Here is an 18,094-nt window from a genome sequence, read left to right as displayed (position 1 = left end):
TGGCTGCTATTTTTTCTGAAAATTGTGATACAATAGAAATAGTTTGAATATTGTGTCAAAGGAGAGCCAATGATTACTGCAAATGATATCGTAAAGGCTAATGAAGTCTTAAAAAACGTGGTGGAACGCACACCACTAGATTTTGATCGCTACTTATCTGAAAAATACGGGGCGACCATTTATATTAAAAAAGAAAATATGCAAAAGGTACGCTCTTTCAAATTGCGAGGAGCCTACTATGCTATTCATCAATTGAGTGATGAGGATAAGGCGCGTGGTGTGGTTTGTGCATCAGCTGGAAACCATGCTCAAGGGGTTGCCTACACTTGTAACGAGATGAGGATTCCGGCAACTATCTTTATGCCAGTAACAACGCCTCTCCAAAAAATTGGTCAAGTCCGTTTCTTTGGTGGCAAGTTTGTAACAATCAAATTGGTGGGAGATACCTTTGATGCTTCTGCTCAAGCAGCACAGGAATATACCAAATCTGAAGGCATGACTTTCATTGATCCATTCGACGATTATAATGTCCAAGCGGGTCAAGGAACAGTTGCTTATGAAATTTATGAGCAGGCTCAAGAGGAGGGTGTTTCCTTCGATAGTATCTTGGTTCCAGTAGGTGGCGGAGGCCTTATCTCTGGTGTGGCTACTTATATCAAGGATGTGGCACCATCTATGGAAGTTATTGGTGTTGAGGCTAGTGGTGCTCGTAGTATGCGTGCTGCCTTTGACCGTGGTTATCCTATAAAACTCGAAGAAATTGATAAGTTTGCAGATGGGATTGCTGTTCAAAAGGTAGGTGTCAAGACCTATGAAGTTGCACGTAAATATGTTGACCGTCTCTTGGGAGTTGATGAAGGCTTGATTTCAGAAACCCTAATTGATATGTACTCTAAGGTTGGTACCATTGCAGAACCCGCAGGTGCAGCATCAGTAGCAGCTTTGGAAGTGATTAAAGATGAGATTAAAGGAAAAACCATCGTCTGCATCATTTCAGGTGGTAACAATGATATCAACCGTATGCCAGAGATGGAAGAACGTGCGCTTATCTACGATGGCATCAAGCATTACTTTGTGGTTAACTTCCCACAACGTCCTGGTGCCCTTCGTGAATTTGTAAATGATATTTTGGGACCAAATGATGATATCACTCGTTTTGAGTACATCAAACGTGCTAATAAAGGAAAAGGTCCAGTTCTCATTGGTATCGCTCTTAGTGATAAAAATGATTATGATGGTCTTCTCGATCGTCTTTCAGCCTTTGACCCAAGTTATATCAACCTTCACGGTAACGAAACACTTTACAATATGCTTGTCTGAGGACAGGTTCATATAATGAAAAAAGAACTGACAAAGTCGGTTCTTTTCTACTTTAACCCAGCTATACGGAGGCACTAAGGCTTTATCTTCAACTTAAAACCTCAGTAGCAATACTGAGGCTTTCTTTATTCGATAATCAAGAGTCCATCTTTAATGGCGAATGGATTGTCTTTATTGATGCGGTCGTAGAACATGATACCGTTAGTATGGTCGATTTCATGTTGAACAACAATTGAGTTGTACCCACGGAGCTTAACACGCTGCTTTTCGCCCTCTTTGTTGTAGTATTCAACAGTTACTCGAGCATGACGAACCACATAACCAGGAACGTCGCGGTCGACTGAGAGGCATCCTTCTCCATCACCCAAAGCAGCATCCTGAACAGAATGGGCAACTACTTTAGGGTTGTACATGATTTCTTGAAGGCTATATGCTTCTTTTGGTGGATTACCTTCAGCGTCTTCAGGGTTTGGAACGAGAACCGCGATAATGCGTTTTGAAATATCCAATTGTGGGGCTGCAAGACCGACTCCCCCACGAAGCCCCATTTTTTCAGCAATAACAGGATCTTGTGAATTACGAAGAAACTGCATCATTTTTTCACCTAGGATAATGTCTTCGTCTGATAGTGGGAAGGTTACATCTTCAGCGACAGCACGCAAGGTTGGGTTTCCTTCGCGAATGATATCATTCATATCAATCATATGGCTGGCGCGGATAATTTTGGTTTGAGCGTCCATTTGTTTACCTCTATTTTCTTTGATTTACTTGTTTATAACTATAGCACAAAAGGGTTGAAAATTAAACCATCAAGGGTTAAAGTGAGGCTTTTTCTAATCGATAAAAGCCAGTTTTTCCAAGGTTTGTCGTTGTAAAATACGATAGGTCTTAAAAGCTTCTTTTTCAATAATTCCTTGATCGATAAATTGTTTGATGACTCGTTGCACATGGCGATAGCTAGTCCCAAAACTGGCAGCTAGGATAGATGGTGATAGTTGAAAAACACCTTCTTCCTCAATACTCAACATATGAGTAGCCAGACGCTCTTTGACAGAGTAGCTTGCATTTGTTGAGGCAGTAATACCCTGTTTATGCAGTGCCATAGCTAGGTTATGCCCAATTTGATAGAGAAAAACGGGATCTTTGAGGAGCTCTTCTTTATTATTTAAAGGGAGCTGAACTGCTTGAACCTCTTCTAAAGCAATGACTGATGACCCTGCTGGTTGATTGGTCATGAGTTCTACATCTCCAAATATTTGTGGTTGGTTAAGCATTTCTAGGATATGTTCTTTACCATTGAAGAGAGAACGCACAATTTTTACCTTTCCTGACAAAATGTAGGTTAGCTCTGTGATAGCTTTTCCTTGGGTACAAATATAATCATTCTTTTGAAAGGTGACTTTCTGTAATTGGTCGAGATAGAGGGGTGGAAAGACCTGATCAAGTTGAGGTCTTATGTCATGATTACGCATACATCTCCTTTTTTAGGACCTAGGTCCTATTTTTTAAACTCTCCTTAGATTATAATGAAAAAATAACTATCAGACAAGTAAGGAAAGGATGTTCTAATCCCTATATTATGACACGAATTTTAGAAAAAATGAGCCTACTTGGGCTATCCTTGCTCTTGATTTCGGCCTTTTCGATTTCAACAGCGCTACCACCTATGTTGGACTACTATAGCCCAACCTTTTCTGCCGCGCAAGTGGAGCTTTTAGTATCTGTCCCTTCATTTTCCGTAGTAGCGATGCTCTTACTTAATTCATTTATTGACAAATGGCTAAGTGATAGACAGCTAATTGTGACTGGATTGCTTTTACTTAGTAGTGCTGGGATTTTTCCTTTTTTTGTACAAGCCTATCCTCTTGTCTTACTGTCACGTATTGCTTTTGGGATGGGGATCGGCCTTATCAATGCTAAGGCGATTGCCATCATCAGTCAACGTTTTCAAGGTAAAGAACGGGTTCAGATGTTAGGTATTCGTGGCTCCATGGAGTTGATTGGTGGAGCTTCGTGTTCTCTTTTGGTTGGTCAACTATTGAAAATCCATTGGACCTTTGCCTTTCTTATTTATGGTCTTGGTTTTGTGATTCTGACCATGTACCTCCTTTTTGTGCCAACGATGGATCAGGTGGAGAGGAAGCAGATTACAAAAAGTAAACAAGGTCTAAACAAAAAAGACCTTAGTATGATCCTTGGCATGGCCCTTTTAGCAGGATTTGTCATCTGTATTAATTCTTCGATTAGTTTGCGCGTGCCTCTATTTCAGGTTGCTGGTAAGACCATTGCGAGTGGGCAATCAGCTTTAGTACTTAGTTTAGAGCAAGGAATTGGAATTGTAGCTGGACTAAGTTTCGCTTCTCTTATAGGATATTTTAAGAATCATCTTTTGCATATAGTGATGTTTTTATTGGCGGTTTGTCTCTTTGGGATGTCAGTGGCTAGTAACTTACCGATTTTGATTTTATCCTCAGTTGGTGTTGGTTTCTTCTATAGTACTGTTTTGACAATTATCTTTAACCAACTTTCTGAGCGTATTGCTAGAAATCTGTTGAACAAAGCGACAGCCTATGTCCTCTTGGGGTGTAACCTAGGGTCTGCCCTCTCTCCTTATGTTTTGAAATTATTGGCACTTGTATCTCCAAGTTTTAGTTGGATTTTCCTAGCCTATGCTATAGTAAGTTTCCTACTTTTCCTTGGTTTTTTGATGAAATCAAGAATGACAAAAAAGTCTAAGATGTAGAAATCTAAACAGTGAATCTTGTGATTGACAAAGATTAGTAGATGAGCTAAAATAGAGAGGTCGTAAAGACAAACCAACTCTTTCTTGGTTTTAGGAGAGCCAATCCTAAGACTCGGATGGAGCAAAAAAAGGAGAAAAAACATGGCAATCTCAAAAGAGAAAAAAAATGAAATCATTGCTCAATATGCACGTCACGAAGGTGACACTGGTTCAGTAGAGGTTCAAGTTGCTGTCCTTACTTGGGAAATCAACCACCTTAACGACCACATTAAACAACACAAAAAAGACCACGCTACTTACCGTGGTTTGATGAAAAAAATCGGTCACCGTCGTAACTTGTTGGCGTACCTTCGTCGCACAGATGTTAACCGTTACCGTGAGTTGATCAGCTCACTTGGACTTCGTCGTTAATTCAAGATACAAGTGCTTAGGCCTTGTTCAATTGAATACACGAAAATGGAACTGCTCTATAATGGGGCAGTTTTTCTTTTTCACTAGGATTTTAGCCCGAGTTCAAAACAGCTCTCTAGATTCAGAGGGCAGTTTTGCGGTATTCATCTAAAATTTCTTATGATGATTGATCTATAGAGCCAGTAAAAGACCTCCAGATTTAATTCTGAAGGCTTCTCTATCTTAAAATCTTTTTGATAACTGTTTGAAATTGAGGGAGTTGATGGATAGCAGTTCCGACAAGGATACCTAGCATATTTAAGGCGATATCTCCTAAATCAAAGACTCCCAAATGTCCAAAGTACTGAATGGATTCGACGGTGAAAAGGGTCAGGAGACAAAGTAGGAGATTACTCAATCGTGAAGAAAAGAGGAGTCCCAGAGGAATGAACATTAATAGGTTCATGATGGGAACGAAGTGGCTCCCCCAGTATAATTCCCGAGCGAAGGAAAGGGGATTAAGTGAGAGACCTTGGGTACCAATGTTTTTCAAGAAAAGTAGGTAGAAGAGAGCAAGAAAGTAAATGAAGTAGAGTAGGAGCAGTGTCTGTTTTTTCAGCTGTCTAGTAAGAAGGAGTTTCAAAAAAGCATAGACAAAGTAACTAAGCAGGACTATGATGACTAGGTTGAGTAAGACTTGGAAGTAGGAGCCATAATGGGCGATGTAATGAACGTACTGTTCGAGATGGCCCCTATAAAACCAATAAGACAAGCACAGTGATAGGCTTCCTAGTAAGATGTTACTCAATGTTTTTAATGTTTTTGCCACTTTGCTCCTCCATTTGCATATGATGAGTACACATTATATCAAAAAAACGTTTAAAGAAAGTTAAGAAACTGTAACGAAGTTTTGATAGAATGGAAGGATAAGGCAGAATCAAAGACTAAAAAAGGACTTTGAAACAGCAACTCTACTTTTGACTAACAATTTAATGGTTTTTGTAAACAGGCTATGAAAGCTTATAAAATAATTAAATTTAAAAAATTAGGAGTCAGCATCTTGTTTCAGGATTATTAAAATGTTATTATATAGTAGTGAATTTTTAACATAAAAAGGAGTTCGTCTTATGAATAAAAAGGTTTTGGCGACAGCTGGAATTGCAGCACTTGCAGTTTCTGCTACAGTTGCTAAAGCTGATGAGGTAACGACAAACGATCAAGCCTCAACAACAGCATCAGTATCATCGACAGCTACGCAAGCTGTCCCAACTCAAGCCCAAGTTGAAGCGGCTAGAGAACAAGCCAGCGCTGCAAATCAAGCAGTATCGCAACAAGAGTCAGTAGTTGCTAATCATGAAGCAGCTGCCAACCAGGCTCAAGCAAACCTAGCGACAGCAGATGCTAACTTGCAAAAGGCACAAACAGCAGCCGATGAAGCAAGTCCAGAAACTATTGCTGCCGCTCAAGGTCAAGTAACTACTGCGGAAAATGCGGCTAAGGAAGCTAAGTCAGCAGTCGAAACAGCTCAATCAGCAGAAAAAACTGCCAAAGATGCAGCAGACAAACAGCAATCTGTCGTTAATACAGATCAAGCTAATGTCAATGCTAAAGCTAGTGAAGTTGCTAATGCTCAAAAATCAGTAGATGCTGCTAAAGCAGCTCTTAATGGTTCTAGCGCTTCTGAGGCAGCTTCTAACCAAGCTAAAGCACAATCAGTTTTTGACGCTGCAACAGTAGCTGAGAAAAAAGCTCAAGAAGAACTGGCAGCAACTCAGGCAGCTGATAAAGAAAAAGCTACTGCTATTTTAGCTAAAGAAGGTCAATTGACTGCAGACCAAAATGCAGCAAACCAAGCTAAAGCAGCCTATGAGACTGCTCAAACAGTAGCTAATGAAAAGGCAGCTGCCCTTGCAGCCGCTGAAGCAGCTAAGAAAAAAGCAGAATCTTCAACAACTTCAACAGCTAATGTTCGTCAAAAATTCTCAGTGTCACAAGAGTATGTCAATGCTCTTAAGATTCATGAGTCTAAAACAGCGACAGCAGCAGAAATAGCTCAAGCTGAACAAGTCTTGAAGAACGTTAATAAACGTGATCGTGGTAACAATAGTTATCAAGACAATGAAGCAGATAAAAATGTTAAAATTAGTGATTTGAATAATCTTAGTGAAGCTCAAATTACAGATTTGTCATTGTATGCTTCAAGTTTGATTAACCAAATTCGTACAGCCTTTGGTACAACTCAAACATCTGTTTCAAAAGGTAGTGTTCTTGCAGCTGATCGTGTTTCAGATGGTTATGTAGCAGATAACTGGGGTTGGGAAGCTATTACCCATAAAAGACATGATAGTGCCGCCCTTGACCGTGCTGGTAAGTCATTTAATAGTGTAAGTATTGGTGAAAACCTTAATACATGGCAAGGTTTGACAGGACCATTTACACTTAACGACATTAAGAAATATGTCTATGAAGCTATGCTCGACTTCATGTTTAATGGTAATGAGTGGAACCATGCTCGTTCTATCTCTGGACTTACAGCAGATGGTGGTGAGGCTTACATTGGTACAGACATCAGTGTTGTTGCCGGTGCCTTTAACGTTCACGTAAACAATGTCAATAAAAATTCTATCGCTTCTGATAGTAGCTTTGACACAACTAAGATTGCTAACCCATATGTAGGTAACCAATCTCAACCATCTTCAAATGCAAATCTAGCAGCTGCAAAAGCAGCTTATGAAGCTGCTAAACAAGCTAACGATCAAGCTCAAAGTGATTTGGCTAGCAAGAAATCTGCTTCTGAGTCAGCAACTCTTAAACTTAAGAATACTCAATCAGAACTTGCAGCTCTTAAAGCGACTGCAAGCAAGTTGGCAGCTGCTCAGAATAACCTTTCTGAAAAACAAGCCGCCCTTGCAACTGCTAAATCAGAATTGGAAAAAGCTAATGCTGCAGTTGAAAATCTTAATGCTAATGCACAAGAAAAAGCAGCAGCCCTTAGCAAAGCTCAAGCAACTCTTGATGAAAAACAAGCAGAGCTTCAAACAGCTAAAGATAAACTTGCGACAAGTTCTGCGACCTTGCAACGTTTGACAAATGCATACAACGCTGCTAAGCAAGATACTGCTAAGAAACAAGTAGCATTGACACAAGCTAACCAAGCTTTGGCTTCTGCTAAGAACCGTGTAGCAGCTCTTACAAATGCTTCAGCTAACCTAGCTAAGGCTAAGGCAGAACGTGCAACGGCCTTTGCTAAATTTACTGCGGCGAAAGGTGCTCTTTCAACTGAACGTGCGAAACTGGTTGAATTGTCTGCTAAACGTGATAAATTAACGAGCGAATACACGACTGTTCAAACAGCTTTCGATAACTATATGAAAGCTAAGGCGGACAAAGAGCTTCAAACACAATTGGCTAAAGAGTATGCTAACATCATCTCTAAAGGTCTTACACCAGTACCTGTTTACGATGTAGATGGTAAAGTTGTTGCTTTCACAACACAAGAAAAAGCAGCTCAAACGGTGGCTCAAGTTCCTGTAAATTATGGTCAAACAAAAGCTGAGAAACAAGCTCCTGTACAAGAAGCAGACAGCTTGCCAGAAACAGGTGAGTCAACTGCAGTAGGATTCAGCCTTGTAGGTCTCTTTATGACACTATTGGCCTTCCTTGGTTTTGTTGACAGACGTACACGTCGTAACTAATCATAGACAAAAAAACGGCATCTGCCGTTTTTTTATATATTTGAGAATCTAAAAAAGTTAAGGTCGAAACCTTAACTTTTTTGTTTTTAACCCAAGAAACGTTTGAGGAATTCCTTGGTACGTTCTTCTTTAGGATTTTCAAAGATGTGTTCTGGGCTACCTTGTTCAGCGATTACCCCTTTATCCATGAAGATGACACGGTCTGAAACGTCACGTGCGAACTCCATTTCATGGGTAACGATAATCATGGTCAAACCAGTTTCAGATAGCTCCTGCATAGTCTTGAGTACTTCCCCTACCATTTCTGGGTCAAGGGCTGAAGTTGGCTCGTCAAATAGGATGGCTTCTGGATCAACAGAGAGGGCACGGGCAATGGCCACACGTTGTTTTTGTCCCCCTGAGAGTTGTTTTGGCTTAGCTTTCCAGTATTGTTCCCCCATACCAACTTTCTCTAAGTTAGCTTTGGCGATACTCTCAGCTTCTTTACGGTCACGTTTGAGGACAGTTGTTTGAGCTACGATAGCATTTTCCAAAACATTAAGGTTTTCAAAGAGGTTGAAAGATTGGAAAACCATACCGAGTCTTTCACGATAGGTAGTGAGGTCGTAACCTTTTTCAAGGACATTGTCTCCATGATAGAGGATTTCACCACCTGAAGGTGACTCGAGTAGGTTAATAGAGCGAAGGAAGGTTGACTTCCCTGAACCTGAAGAACCAATAATTGAGATAACCTCACCCTTTTTGACACTGAGGGAGATATCTTTGAGGACTTCATTTTTTCCGTATGATTTTTTGAGGTTTTTAATTTCTAAAATCGTTTCAGTCATTAGTGAACCCCTCCTTGTGTGTAAGTATCTTGATCCAAACGGCGTTCTACATAACGCAAGATGCGTGTCACTGTGAAGGTGAGGACAAAGTAGATTGCTGCGATAACAAAGAATGTTTGGAAGTATTGATAAGTTTGGCTTGCGACAGTGTTACCAGCGAAGTAAAGTTCCACAACAGAGATAACGTTCAAAACAGAGGTATCCTTGATATTGATAACGAACTCATTACCAGTAGCTGGCAAGATGTTACGGATAACCTGTGGAAGAACAATCTTACGCATGGTTTGACCATGGGTAAATCCAAGAGCAGTTGCAGCTTCAAATTGTCCTTTATCTACAGCGAAGATACCACCACGAACGATTTCACTCATGTAGGCTCCGGTGTTGATAGAAACGATGAAGACAGCTGCTAGGGTACGGTCAATGTTGATACCAAAGGCCTGGGCAGTACCGTAGTAGATAACCATAGATTGTACAATCATTGGCGTACCACGGAAAACTTCGATATAGACATTAAGAACCCAACCGAAGAGTTTTTGGAGCAAAGCTACAAATTTATTAGCAGCTTTAGGAGCTGTGCGGTAAACACCAATCATAAGACCGATGAAAGTACCCACGACTGTACCAATAATTGAGATAAGAAGGGTAATTCCTGTACCACGTAAGAATTGTGGCCAGTTCTTAGCGATGATAGTGCTCATCTGACTAAAGAAGTTTCCTTTTTTAGCCTCATCAGTCTTATCTGCAGGTTGGATGCTAATGATGTGATCCATCAGTTTGACACGTTCCTCTTGGCTGATTCCAGCAAGGACCTTATTGACTTGTTCCATTTGCTGGCTGTCTCCTTTACGAAGACCGACGGCCAAGGACACGTCATCGTCTGAAACCTGGAAACCACCATCTTTAAGCGTAATCATCTTATATTTTGAGCTAGCTTCTTCGGCAGTTTTGGCTTCAGGACGCTCTGAAACATAACCATCGATGATACCAGATGCAAGGGCTTGGCGCATAGCACCGAAGTCTCCCATAGCTGTTTGTTTGCTGACGTCTGGGATTTGGTCAATCAAATTATAGAGATAAACCCCTTGTTGAGCTGTGATTTTAGCATCCTTGAAGTCTTTGAGACTCTTAGCGTTGGCATAATCACCGTCTGAGCTGACAACCATGACAGGTTCGCTTCGGTAATAACTGTCTGAAAAGTCGATTTCTTGACGACGTTCAGCTGTTGGGCTCATACCTGCGATGATCATATCGATTTTGCCGGAAGTGAGGGCAGGAATCAAACCTGTCCAAGCTGTTTTGACTACCAAGGGTTTCTTGCCTTGAGCTTCAGCGATTTTTTTAGCGATTTGCACGTCATAACCGTTGGCATACTGTTTAGTACCTTCGATTGGAACGGCTCCGTTTGAGTTATCGTCCTGCGTCCAGTTGAAAGGTGCATAGGCAGCCTCCATACCGACACGGAGATACTCGTCTGCTTGAGCGCTTGATACTCCGCCAAAAACGAGGAGGAGCGCTGCAAAGCAGGCTATAATAATTTTTTTCATTGAAACAATGTCTCCTATAAAAATGTCATACCTTACTATTTTACAGGAAATTAGGATTAATGACAATAAGTTGGGATTAGAAAAACAATCTCTATATCAAGATTGTCTTCAAATACAAGTTGTAATTTGATATAATGGGAAGGACGATTTGGAGCCTTGATCATTTTTGGTGTGATGAGGCTAGCATTTTAAAACGGAGATAATTATGCAAACGGCACAATTTATTATTGAATTACTAAAAGCAGTCTTTCTTGGGATTGTCGAAGGTATCACTGAGTGGCTACCGATTTCATCTACGGGTCACTTGATTTTGGTGAATGAATTCTTGAACTTGAGACAAAGTAAAGACTTCATCGATATGTTTAATATCGTTATCCAACTTGGTGCTATTCTGGCGGTTATGGTCATTTACTTTAAACGTTTGAATCCCTTCCAACCTGGTAAGACAGCACGTGAAGTGCAATTGACTTGGCAACTTTGGCTCAAGGTGGTCATTGCCTGTATTCCCTCAGCCTTCTTTGGTCTTCTTTTAGATGACTGGATGGAGGCCCATCTCAGTAATTTCTTTGTAGTAGCTATCATGTTGGTGGTCTACGGGATTGCCTTTATTTGGATTGAGGACCGCAATCGACGTGTAGAGCCTAAGGTAACGGATTTGGCTCGTATGTCTTACAAGACGGCTTTCTATATTGGTCTTTTCCAAGTCTTGAGTATCATTCCAGGGACAAGCCGTTCAGGTGCTACTATTCTTGGGGGTATCATCGTTGGTACTAGTCGTAGCGTAGCTGCTGATTTTACCTTCTTCCTTGGTATTCCAACCATGTTTGGTTATAGTGGACTTAAGGCGGTTAAGTATTTCATTGACGGGAATACCTTGACAGGTGGACAAGTGGCTATTCTCTTGGTAGCTAGTGTGACAGCCTTTGTTGTCAGCTTGTTCGTGATTCGCTTCTTGATGAATTACATTAAGAAACATGATTTCACAGTTTTCGGAAAATACCGTATCGTGCTTGGTATTATTGTGCTTCTTTATGGAGCTGTCAAACTTATTTTCGGATAATTACGTTCAAGTAAACTGAAAAAGGACTTCATTTGAAGTCCTTTTTTATCTGGTTTAGAGATTATTTGTGGAGAAGTTTTCCAAAGATAAGGTAAGCTAGCAACCATAGGACCAGTCCGCAAGTCAAGAAGCTAGCTAGGATTTTCAAGAAGTCCACGATATTATGCAAGGGATACCATCCGGACAAACAGAGAATTGGAAGGATGGTAACACACATGATTGAGAAGTGGAGAAGAGATTGCTGTTTGAGCGATAAACGATTATCGTCGTAAATGGGTGCAGTTGCTAGTATGATGGCGACGATTAGCCCTGTAAGAAAGGTAGATTTGTTTACTTGATAAGGTTGCCCCGATAAGTAGAGAAAGAGCGTCAATAAACTCGTTATTCCTCCAGCAATGCTAGCTCGTAGCCACCCTTTTTTATAGGCAGTCATGGTCATCACCTCCATGTATATCTTCACTTTTATTATACTACAATCTAGGATAGATGACAGGTATAAATGGGGAAATACAAGGTTTTGTTAGTATTAAGAAGTTTTTAGAAATCCTTTCCAAAATAAGACTCAAACTTGCTCAGAAATTGCTATCTCTTGGCTTTTCTAGTATAATGAAATAACTACTCGTGCGAGGTTTTTTACATATGGAAATGAAACAAATAAGCGAGACAACTCTAAAAATCATGATTACCATGGAAGATCTTGAAGAACATGGTATGGAATTGAAGGATTTCTTGATTCCCCAGGAAAAAACAGAGGAATTTTTCTATACTGTCATGGATGAGTTGGACTTGCCTGATAACTTTAAAAATAGTGGGATGCTGAGCTTCCGTGTCACGCCACGCAAGGATCGTGTGGATGTCTTTGTGACTAAATCAGATCTTAAGGAAGACCTTGATTTCAACGATTTGTCAGATATGGATGACTACTCAGGGCTTTCTCCAGAAGAGTTCCTCAAGGCTCTTGAGGGTAACTTTATGGACAAGGGTGACATCGAAGCACACCATAAGCTCGAAGAGCTTGAAAAGACCTTGGAAGAGGTTGATAAGGCTATGACAGAGCCTACCAAGGAAGTGGCTGAAGAAAATATTCGTGAAGACTATACCCACTATGTCTTGGCCTTCTCTGACTTTGATCAAGTGGTGACTTTTACGCAAGGTTTGAAGGATGTGCCTGTTGAAGGTTCTGAGCTTTATAAACTTGGGGATGTCTACTATATGACAGTCCTTCTTTACTTGGCTGATGAGCCTGATTATTACGCGAACAATATGTATGCGCGTTTTCTTGAATATGCGAATGTGGCAGACCGAACACGTGCCTACCTACAAGAGCATGCAACAATCTTGATGGAAGAGGACGCCTTACCGGTACTACAAGCAACGAAATGGAGCTAAGACATGCCTTGGACCATTAATTATATATTCGTTTTGATTGGGACCTTTTTGATAGCCATCGTGACGACCCCTTTGGTACGCTCTTTGGCCTTACGTGTCGGAGCTGTTGACAATCCCAATGCAAGACGTATCAATAAAAAGCCAATGCCTAGTGCTGGTGGTTTAGCTATTTTGTTGGCCTTTGTACTAGCGACCTTGGTCTTTATGCCTATGATTATCCATAAGGATATCTGGCATGTTTCCTACATCAGGTATATCTTACCGGTTGTTGTGGGTGGATCTGTCGTGGCTCTGACGGGCTTCATTGATGATATCTTGGAATTAAAGCCTCTACCTAAGATGCTTGGTATTGTTATTGGAGCTGTTATCGTTTGGGCTTTTACAGACTTCCGATTTGATAGCTTTAAGATTCCATTTGGTGGTCCCATGATTCATTTTGGGCCAGTATTGACCTTGATTTTAACGGTGTTATGGATTGCGGCCATCACCAATGCCATTAATCTGATTGATGGATTGGACGGCTTGGTTGGAGGAGTTTCTATCATTTCCCTTATGACTATGGGGGTGATTTCTTATTTCTTCCTCTATGATACTGATATTTTCTTGACCATGACCATCTTTGTCTTGGTCGCTGCCATTATGGGCTTCTTCCCTTACAATTATCATCCAGCGATTATCTATCTAGGTGATACGGGGGCGCTTTTTATTGGCTTTATGATTGGTGTCTTGTCATTGCAAGGATTGAAAAATGCAACTGCAGTGGCTATTTTGTCACCTGTTATTATCCTTGGAGTGCCTATTGTTGACACAGTGGTAGCCATTGTCCGCCGGAAATTGTCAGGGCGTCCAGCCATGGAGGCTGACAAGATGCACTTGCATCATCGCCTTCTAGCCATGGGCTTCACTCATCGAGGGGCGGTTCTGGTGGTTTATGCCATCGCTATCCTCTTTTCATTGATTGCCCTCCTGTTAAACGTTTCCAGCCGTTTCGGTGGTATTCTCTTGCTCTTGAGTTTACTTTTGGGAATGGAAATTCTGATTGAAGGGCTTGAGATTTGGGGCGTTGGTCGAACACCTCTCTTCAACTTCCTGAAATTTATCGGGAATAGTGATTATCGCCAAGCAACCATGTTAAAATGGAAGCAAGGGCGAAAAAATTAAACATTTGAAAAGCCAAGTAATGGCTTTTTTGTTATAATGATTCTAATTAAGGAAAATGGAAGTTCTCTTTTTATTTTCCAGAAAATAGCAAGACTATTTTCAAAAAAATAATGCAAATTAGCGAGCAAGTGCTCGCTGTATATATGAAAAAAGGAGTATACAATGTCTGTACTTGAAATCAAAAATCTTCATGTTTCTGTTGAAGATAAAGAAATCTTGAAGGGTCTTAATTTGACTCTTAAAACTGGTGAGATTGCTGCTATCATGGGGCCTAACGGAACTGGTAAATCTACCCTTTCAGCTGCTATCATGGGTAACCCAAACTATGAAATCACAGAAGGGGACATCCTTTTTGATGGCGAAAGCATCCTTGATTTGGAAGTTGACGAACGTGCACGCCTAGGTCTTTTCCTTGCTATGCAATACCCAGCTGAAATCCCAGGAATCACAAATGCTGAGTTCATCCGTGCGGCTATGAACGCTGGTAAAGAAGATGACGAAAAGATTTCTGTTCTTGATTTCATCACCAAATTGGATGAAAAGATGGAATTGCTTGGTATGCGTGAAGAAATGGCTGAGCGTTACCTTAATGAAGGTTTCTCAGGTGGTGAGAAAAAGCGTAACGAAATTCTTCAATTGCTCATGTTGGAACCTAAGTTTGCTCTTCTCGATGAGATTGACTCAGGTCTTGATATCGATGCCCTTAAAGTGGTTTCAAAAGGGGTTAACGCTATGCGTGGCAAAGGCTTCGGTGCTATGATTATCACTCACTACCAACGTCTCTTGAACTACATCACTCCAGATGTCGTACATGTAATGATGGAAGGTAAAGTGGTTCTTTCAGGCGGTCCTGAATTGGCTGCTCGTCTTGAGCAAGAAGGTTATGCGAAAATCGCTGAAGAGCTCGGTTACGAGTACCACGAAGAAGCGTAAGTCTGTTACTCGAAATAACTAGAAAAGGAGTAACCTATGTCAAAAGAATCTATTATCGCTTTTTCACAAGCAAAAGCAGAGCCACTTTGGTTGCAAGACCTTCGTCAAGCATCCTTTGATAAGCTTGAAAGTTTGGCTCTTCCAAAAATCGAGCGTGTTAAATTCCACCGTTGGAATCTCGGTGATGGAACGATTACTGAAAATGAACCATCAGCAAATGTGCCTGATTTTACAGCGCTTGGAAACAACCCTAAATTGGTCCAAGTAGGAACAAATACTGTTCTTGAACAATTGCCAGCTGACTTGATTAGCCAAGGTGTGGTCTTCACAGACCTTACGACTGCTCTTGAGGAAATCCCAGAAGTCGTTGAAGCCTTCTTTGGTAAGGCTGTGGCCTACGATGAGGACAAATTGGCAGCTTATAACTATGCTTATTTCAATAGTGCAGCAGTCCTTTATGTACCAGATAATGTTGAAATTGACTTGCCAGTTGAAAGCTATTTTTACCAAGATGGAACTTCAAATGTTTCATTTAACAAACACGTTTTGATCGTGGCTGGTAAAAACAGTAAATTGACTTACCTTGAGCGTTTTGAAACGCTAGGTGAAGCGACTGAAAAAGCTAGTGCCAACATTTCTGTGGAAGTTATTGCTCAAGACGGTGCACAAGTCAAGTTTGCGGCTATTGACCGTTTGGGTGAAAACGTCACAACTTATATTAGTCGTCGTGGTCGTATCGGTCGTGATGCCAGCATTGACTGGGCTCTCGGGATCATGAACGAGGGCAATGTTATTGCTGACTTTGATAGTGACTTGATTGGCAATGGAAGTCATGCCAACCTTAAGGTTATTGGTCTTTCATCAGGTCGTCAGGTTCAAGGGATTGATACTCGTGTGACGAACTATGGTAACAACTCTGTGGGACATATCCTACAACATGGTGTTATTTTGGAACGTGGTACTTTGACTTTCAATGGTATTGGTCACATTGTCAAAGGTGCTAAGGGTGCTGACGCACAACAAGAAAGCCGTGTGCTTATGCTTTCTGACAAGGCACGTTCAGACGCCAACCCAATCCTCTTGATTGACGAAAATGAAGTTACAGCAGGACATGCTGCTTCAATCGGTCAGGTAGATCCAGAGGATATGTATTACCTCATGAGTCGTGGACTTGATCAAGACACTGCAGAACGTTTGGTTATTCGCGGTTTCTTAGGAGCAGTTATTACTGAAATTCCAGTTAAAGAAGTGCGCGATGAAATGATTTCTGTAACTGATACAAAACTAAACAAACGTTAGGAACTATCGACGCAGATAGTCTAACCTATGATATATCTAGATAGGGAGATAAGATGTCAGCTTTAGATGCCTATAAGATTCGACAAGATTTTGCCATTTTAGATCAGGTAGTTAATGATGAACCTTTGGTATACTTGGATAATGCAGCAACGACTCAGAAGCCTCAAGTAGTTTTGGACACTCTCATGGCCTACTATCATGAGGACAATGCCAATGTTCACCGTGGTGTGCACACTTTGGCTGAGCGTGCAACAGCTGCTTACGAAGCTAGTCGTGAAAAGCTTCGTCAGTTTATCAATGCTAAATCAACCAAAGAGATCCTCTTTACACGTGGAACGACAACTGGTCTTAACTGGGTTGGTCGTTTTGCAGAGCAGGTTCTTGAGCCAGGAGATGAGGTGGTTATTTCAATTATGGAACACCACTCGAATATCATTCCTTGGCAGGAAGCTTGTAAGAAGACCGGTGCTAAACTTGTTTATGCCTACTTGAAAGATGGCCAATTGGATATGGAAGATTTGGCTAATAAGATTACTGAAAAGACAAAATTTGTCAGTCTAGCTCAGGTCTCTAACGTTTTAGGCTGCATCAATCCTGTCAAAGAAATTGCCAAGCTTGTCCACCAAGTTGGTGCCTATATGGTGGTGGATGGTGCCCAATCGGCGCCTCACATGGCCATTGATGTTCAGGATTTGGATTGTGATTTCTTCACCCTTTCTGGCCATAAGATGTTAGGTCCAACAGGGATTGGGGTTCTTTATGGCAAGGAAGAGATTCTTAACCAGATGAATCCTATTGAATTCGGTGGTGAGATGATTGATTTTGTTTATGAACAAGAAGCCACTTGGAAGGAATTGCCTTGGAAATTTGAGGCTGGTACACCTAACATTGCGGGGGCTATTGCTCTTGGAGTTGCTGTAGACTACCTCTCTGCTTTAGGCATGGAAAATATTCATGCTTACGAGCAAGAGCTAGTAGACTATGTTTTGCCTAAGCTTCAGGCGATTGATGGTCTGACAGTCTACGGTCCAGAAGATCCTAGCCAGCATGCAGGTGTTATTGCCTTTAATATTGATGGGCTTCACCCTCATGATGTGGCGACAGCTCTTGATTATGAAGGAGTGGCGGTGCGTGCGGGTCACCACTGTGCTCAGCCTTTAATTAATCATTTAGGAATCTCATCAGCAGCCCGAGCAAGCTTCTATATTTACAATACCAAAGAGGATTGCGATAAGCTTGTAGAGGCAATTCTTGCGACGAAGGAGTTTTTCAATGGCACTCTCTAGACTAGATAGTTTATATATGGCTGTTGTGGCCGATCACTCTAAGAGCCCTCACCATCATGGTGTTCTACCTGATGTGGAGCAACTTCAACTAAATAATCCGACTTGTGGAGATGTTATCAATCTGTCAGTCAAATTTGATGGTGACGTGATTGAAGACATTGCCTTTGCTGGTGATGGTTGTACCATTTCTACAGCTTCATCAAGTATGATGACGGATGCGGTTATTGGTAAAACTAAGGCAGAGGCTTTGGAGCTAGCGGAGATTTTCTCTCTTATGATTCAAGGAGATCATAAAGATGAAGATAAGCTAGGCGAAGCCAAGCTTTTGGCGGGGGTTTCTAAATTTCCACAACGTATCAAATGTGCAACACTCTCTTGGAATGCGCTCAAAAAAGCCATAGAGAGAAGCGAGCTTTAGGAAGTCAAGGAGCAGTTAGTCTCCTT

At 41.2% G+C, this 18,094-nt stretch carries 17 protein-coding genes; 11 read left to right on the top strand and 6 right to left on the bottom strand.

Annotated elements, in window-relative coordinates:
• Window positions 1-69 precede the first annotated feature (69 nt).
• Complete coding sequence (gene ilvA, locus ADH51_RS01370; protein ID WP_048673985.1) at window positions 70-1,320, top strand: threonine ammonia-lyase IlvA; 1,251 nt, start codon at window positions 70-72, stop codon at window positions 1,318-1,320.
• Between the two features lie 125 nt (window positions 1,321-1,445).
• On the opposite strand, the gene def is transcribed toward ilvA, so the two are convergent.
• Entirely contained in the window at window positions 1,446-2,060 is a 615-nt protein-coding gene (gene def, locus ADH51_RS01365; RefSeq protein ID WP_003095026.1) for a peptide deformylase, read from the bottom strand.
• Between the two features lie 93 nt (window positions 2,061-2,153).
• Window positions 2,154-2,792: a Crp/Fnr family transcriptional regulator gene (locus ADH51_RS01360; protein WP_048673983.1), complete on the bottom strand. Its 639-nt coding sequence runs from the start codon at window positions 2,790-2,792 to the stop codon at window positions 2,154-2,156.
• Window positions 2,793-2,899: 107 nt separating this feature from the next.
• Between ADH51_RS01360 and ADH51_RS01355 the strand changes: the two genes are divergently transcribed.
• A complete protein-coding gene (locus ADH51_RS01355) occupies window positions 2,900-4,063 on the top strand; it encodes an MFS transporter (protein ID WP_048673981.1) in 1,164 nt (387 codons plus the stop codon).
• A gap of 141 nt (window positions 4,064-4,204) precedes the next feature.
• Window positions 4,205-4,474, top strand: coding sequence for a 30S ribosomal protein S15 (rpsO, locus tag ADH51_RS01350; protein WP_008535715.1), 270 nt, complete (start codon window positions 4,205-4,207; stop codon window positions 4,472-4,474).
• A gap of 217 nt (window positions 4,475-4,691) precedes the next feature.
• On the opposite strand, the gene ADH51_RS01345 is transcribed toward rpsO, so the two are convergent.
• Complete coding sequence (locus ADH51_RS01345; RefSeq protein WP_002889749.1) at window positions 4,692-5,282, bottom strand: VanZ family protein; 591 nt, start codon at window positions 5,280-5,282, stop codon at window positions 4,692-4,694.
• Between the two features lie 298 nt (window positions 5,283-5,580).
• On the opposite strand from ADH51_RS01345, the gene ADH51_RS01340 reads away from it, so the two are divergent.
• Window positions 5,581-8,148 carry an SEC10/PgrA surface exclusion domain-containing protein gene (locus ADH51_RS01340; RefSeq protein WP_048673978.1) on the top strand — a complete coding sequence of 856 codons (2,568 nt, stop codon included), beginning with the start codon at window positions 5,581-5,583 and terminating at the stop codon, window positions 8,146-8,148.
• An 86-nt stretch (window positions 8,149-8,234) separates the two neighbouring features.
• On the opposite strand, the gene ADH51_RS01335 is transcribed toward ADH51_RS01340, so the two are convergent.
• Window positions 8,235-8,975: an amino acid ABC transporter ATP-binding protein gene (locus tag ADH51_RS01335; protein ID WP_048673977.1), complete on the bottom strand. Its 741-nt coding sequence runs from the start codon at window positions 8,973-8,975 to the stop codon at window positions 8,235-8,237.
• The gene (locus ADH51_RS01330; protein WP_048673976.1) at window positions 8,975-10,522 is read right to left on the bottom strand and encodes an ABC transporter substrate-binding protein/permease; all 1,548 of its coding nucleotides are present in this window, start codon (window positions 10,520-10,522) and stop codon (window positions 8,975-8,977) included. Before ADH51_RS01330 ends, ADH51_RS01335 begins: the two co-directional genes overlap by 1 nt.
• A 205-nt stretch (window positions 10,523-10,727) precedes the next feature.
• Here ADH51_RS01330 and ADH51_RS01325 point away from each other — a divergent pair, with 205 nt between their 5' ends.
• Complete coding sequence (locus tag ADH51_RS01325) at window positions 10,728-11,582, top strand: undecaprenyl-diphosphate phosphatase (RefSeq protein WP_002883622.1); 855 nt, start codon at window positions 10,728-10,730, stop codon at window positions 11,580-11,582.
• A gap of 61 nt (window positions 11,583-11,643) precedes the next feature.
• On the opposite strand, the gene ADH51_RS01320 is transcribed toward ADH51_RS01325, so the two are convergent.
• Entirely contained in the window at window positions 11,644-12,015 is a 372-nt protein-coding gene (locus ADH51_RS01320; RefSeq protein ID WP_022496532.1) for a DUF3021 family protein, read from the bottom strand.
• A 206-nt stretch (window positions 12,016-12,221) separates the two neighbouring features.
• On the opposite strand from ADH51_RS01320, the gene mecA reads away from it, so the two are divergent.
• From mecA to sufU, 6 genes are all read left to right on the top strand, one after another.
• A complete protein-coding gene (mecA, locus tag ADH51_RS01315) occupies window positions 12,222-12,971 on the top strand; it encodes an adaptor protein MecA (RefSeq protein WP_002883698.1) in 750 nt (249 codons plus the stop codon).
• A 3-nt stretch (window positions 12,972-12,974) separates the two neighbouring features.
• On the top strand, window positions 12,975-14,132 hold the full coding sequence (locus ADH51_RS01310; RefSeq protein WP_048673974.1) for a glycosyltransferase family 4 protein: 1,158 nt from the start codon (window positions 12,975-12,977) through the stop codon (window positions 14,130-14,132).
• Between the two features lie 162 nt (window positions 14,133-14,294).
• Window positions 14,295-15,065: a Fe-S cluster assembly ATPase SufC gene (gene sufC / locus ADH51_RS01305; protein ID WP_038675193.1), complete on the top strand. Its 771-nt coding sequence runs from the start codon at window positions 14,295-14,297 to the stop codon at window positions 15,063-15,065.
• Window positions 15,066-15,101: 36 nt separating this feature from the next.
• Window positions 15,102-16,364 carry a Fe-S cluster assembly protein SufD gene (gene sufD, locus ADH51_RS01300; protein WP_048673972.1) on the top strand — a complete coding sequence of 421 codons (1,263 nt, stop codon included), beginning with the start codon at window positions 15,102-15,104 and terminating at the stop codon, window positions 16,362-16,364.
• A gap of 53 nt (window positions 16,365-16,417) precedes the next feature.
• A complete protein-coding gene (locus ADH51_RS01295; RefSeq protein ID WP_048673969.1) occupies window positions 16,418-17,650 on the top strand; it encodes a cysteine desulfurase in 1,233 nt (410 codons plus the stop codon).
• Window positions 17,637-18,068: a Fe-S cluster assembly sulfur transfer protein SufU gene (gene sufU / locus ADH51_RS01290; protein WP_002883658.1), complete on the top strand. Its 432-nt coding sequence runs from the start codon at window positions 17,637-17,639 to the stop codon at window positions 18,066-18,068. The genes ADH51_RS01295 and sufU overlap by 14 nt, the downstream gene beginning before the upstream one ends.
• Window positions 18,069-18,094 lie beyond the last annotated feature (26 nt).

Origin of the sequence: Streptococcus sp. 449_SSPC, from assembly GCF_001073005.1 — a bacterium.
Lineage (GTDB): Bacteria > Bacillota > Bacilli > Lactobacillales > Streptococcaceae > Streptococcus > Streptococcus salivarius_F.
Note: the sequence above shows the minus strand (reverse complement) of the source record. Positions and strands in the feature narration are given on the sequence as shown.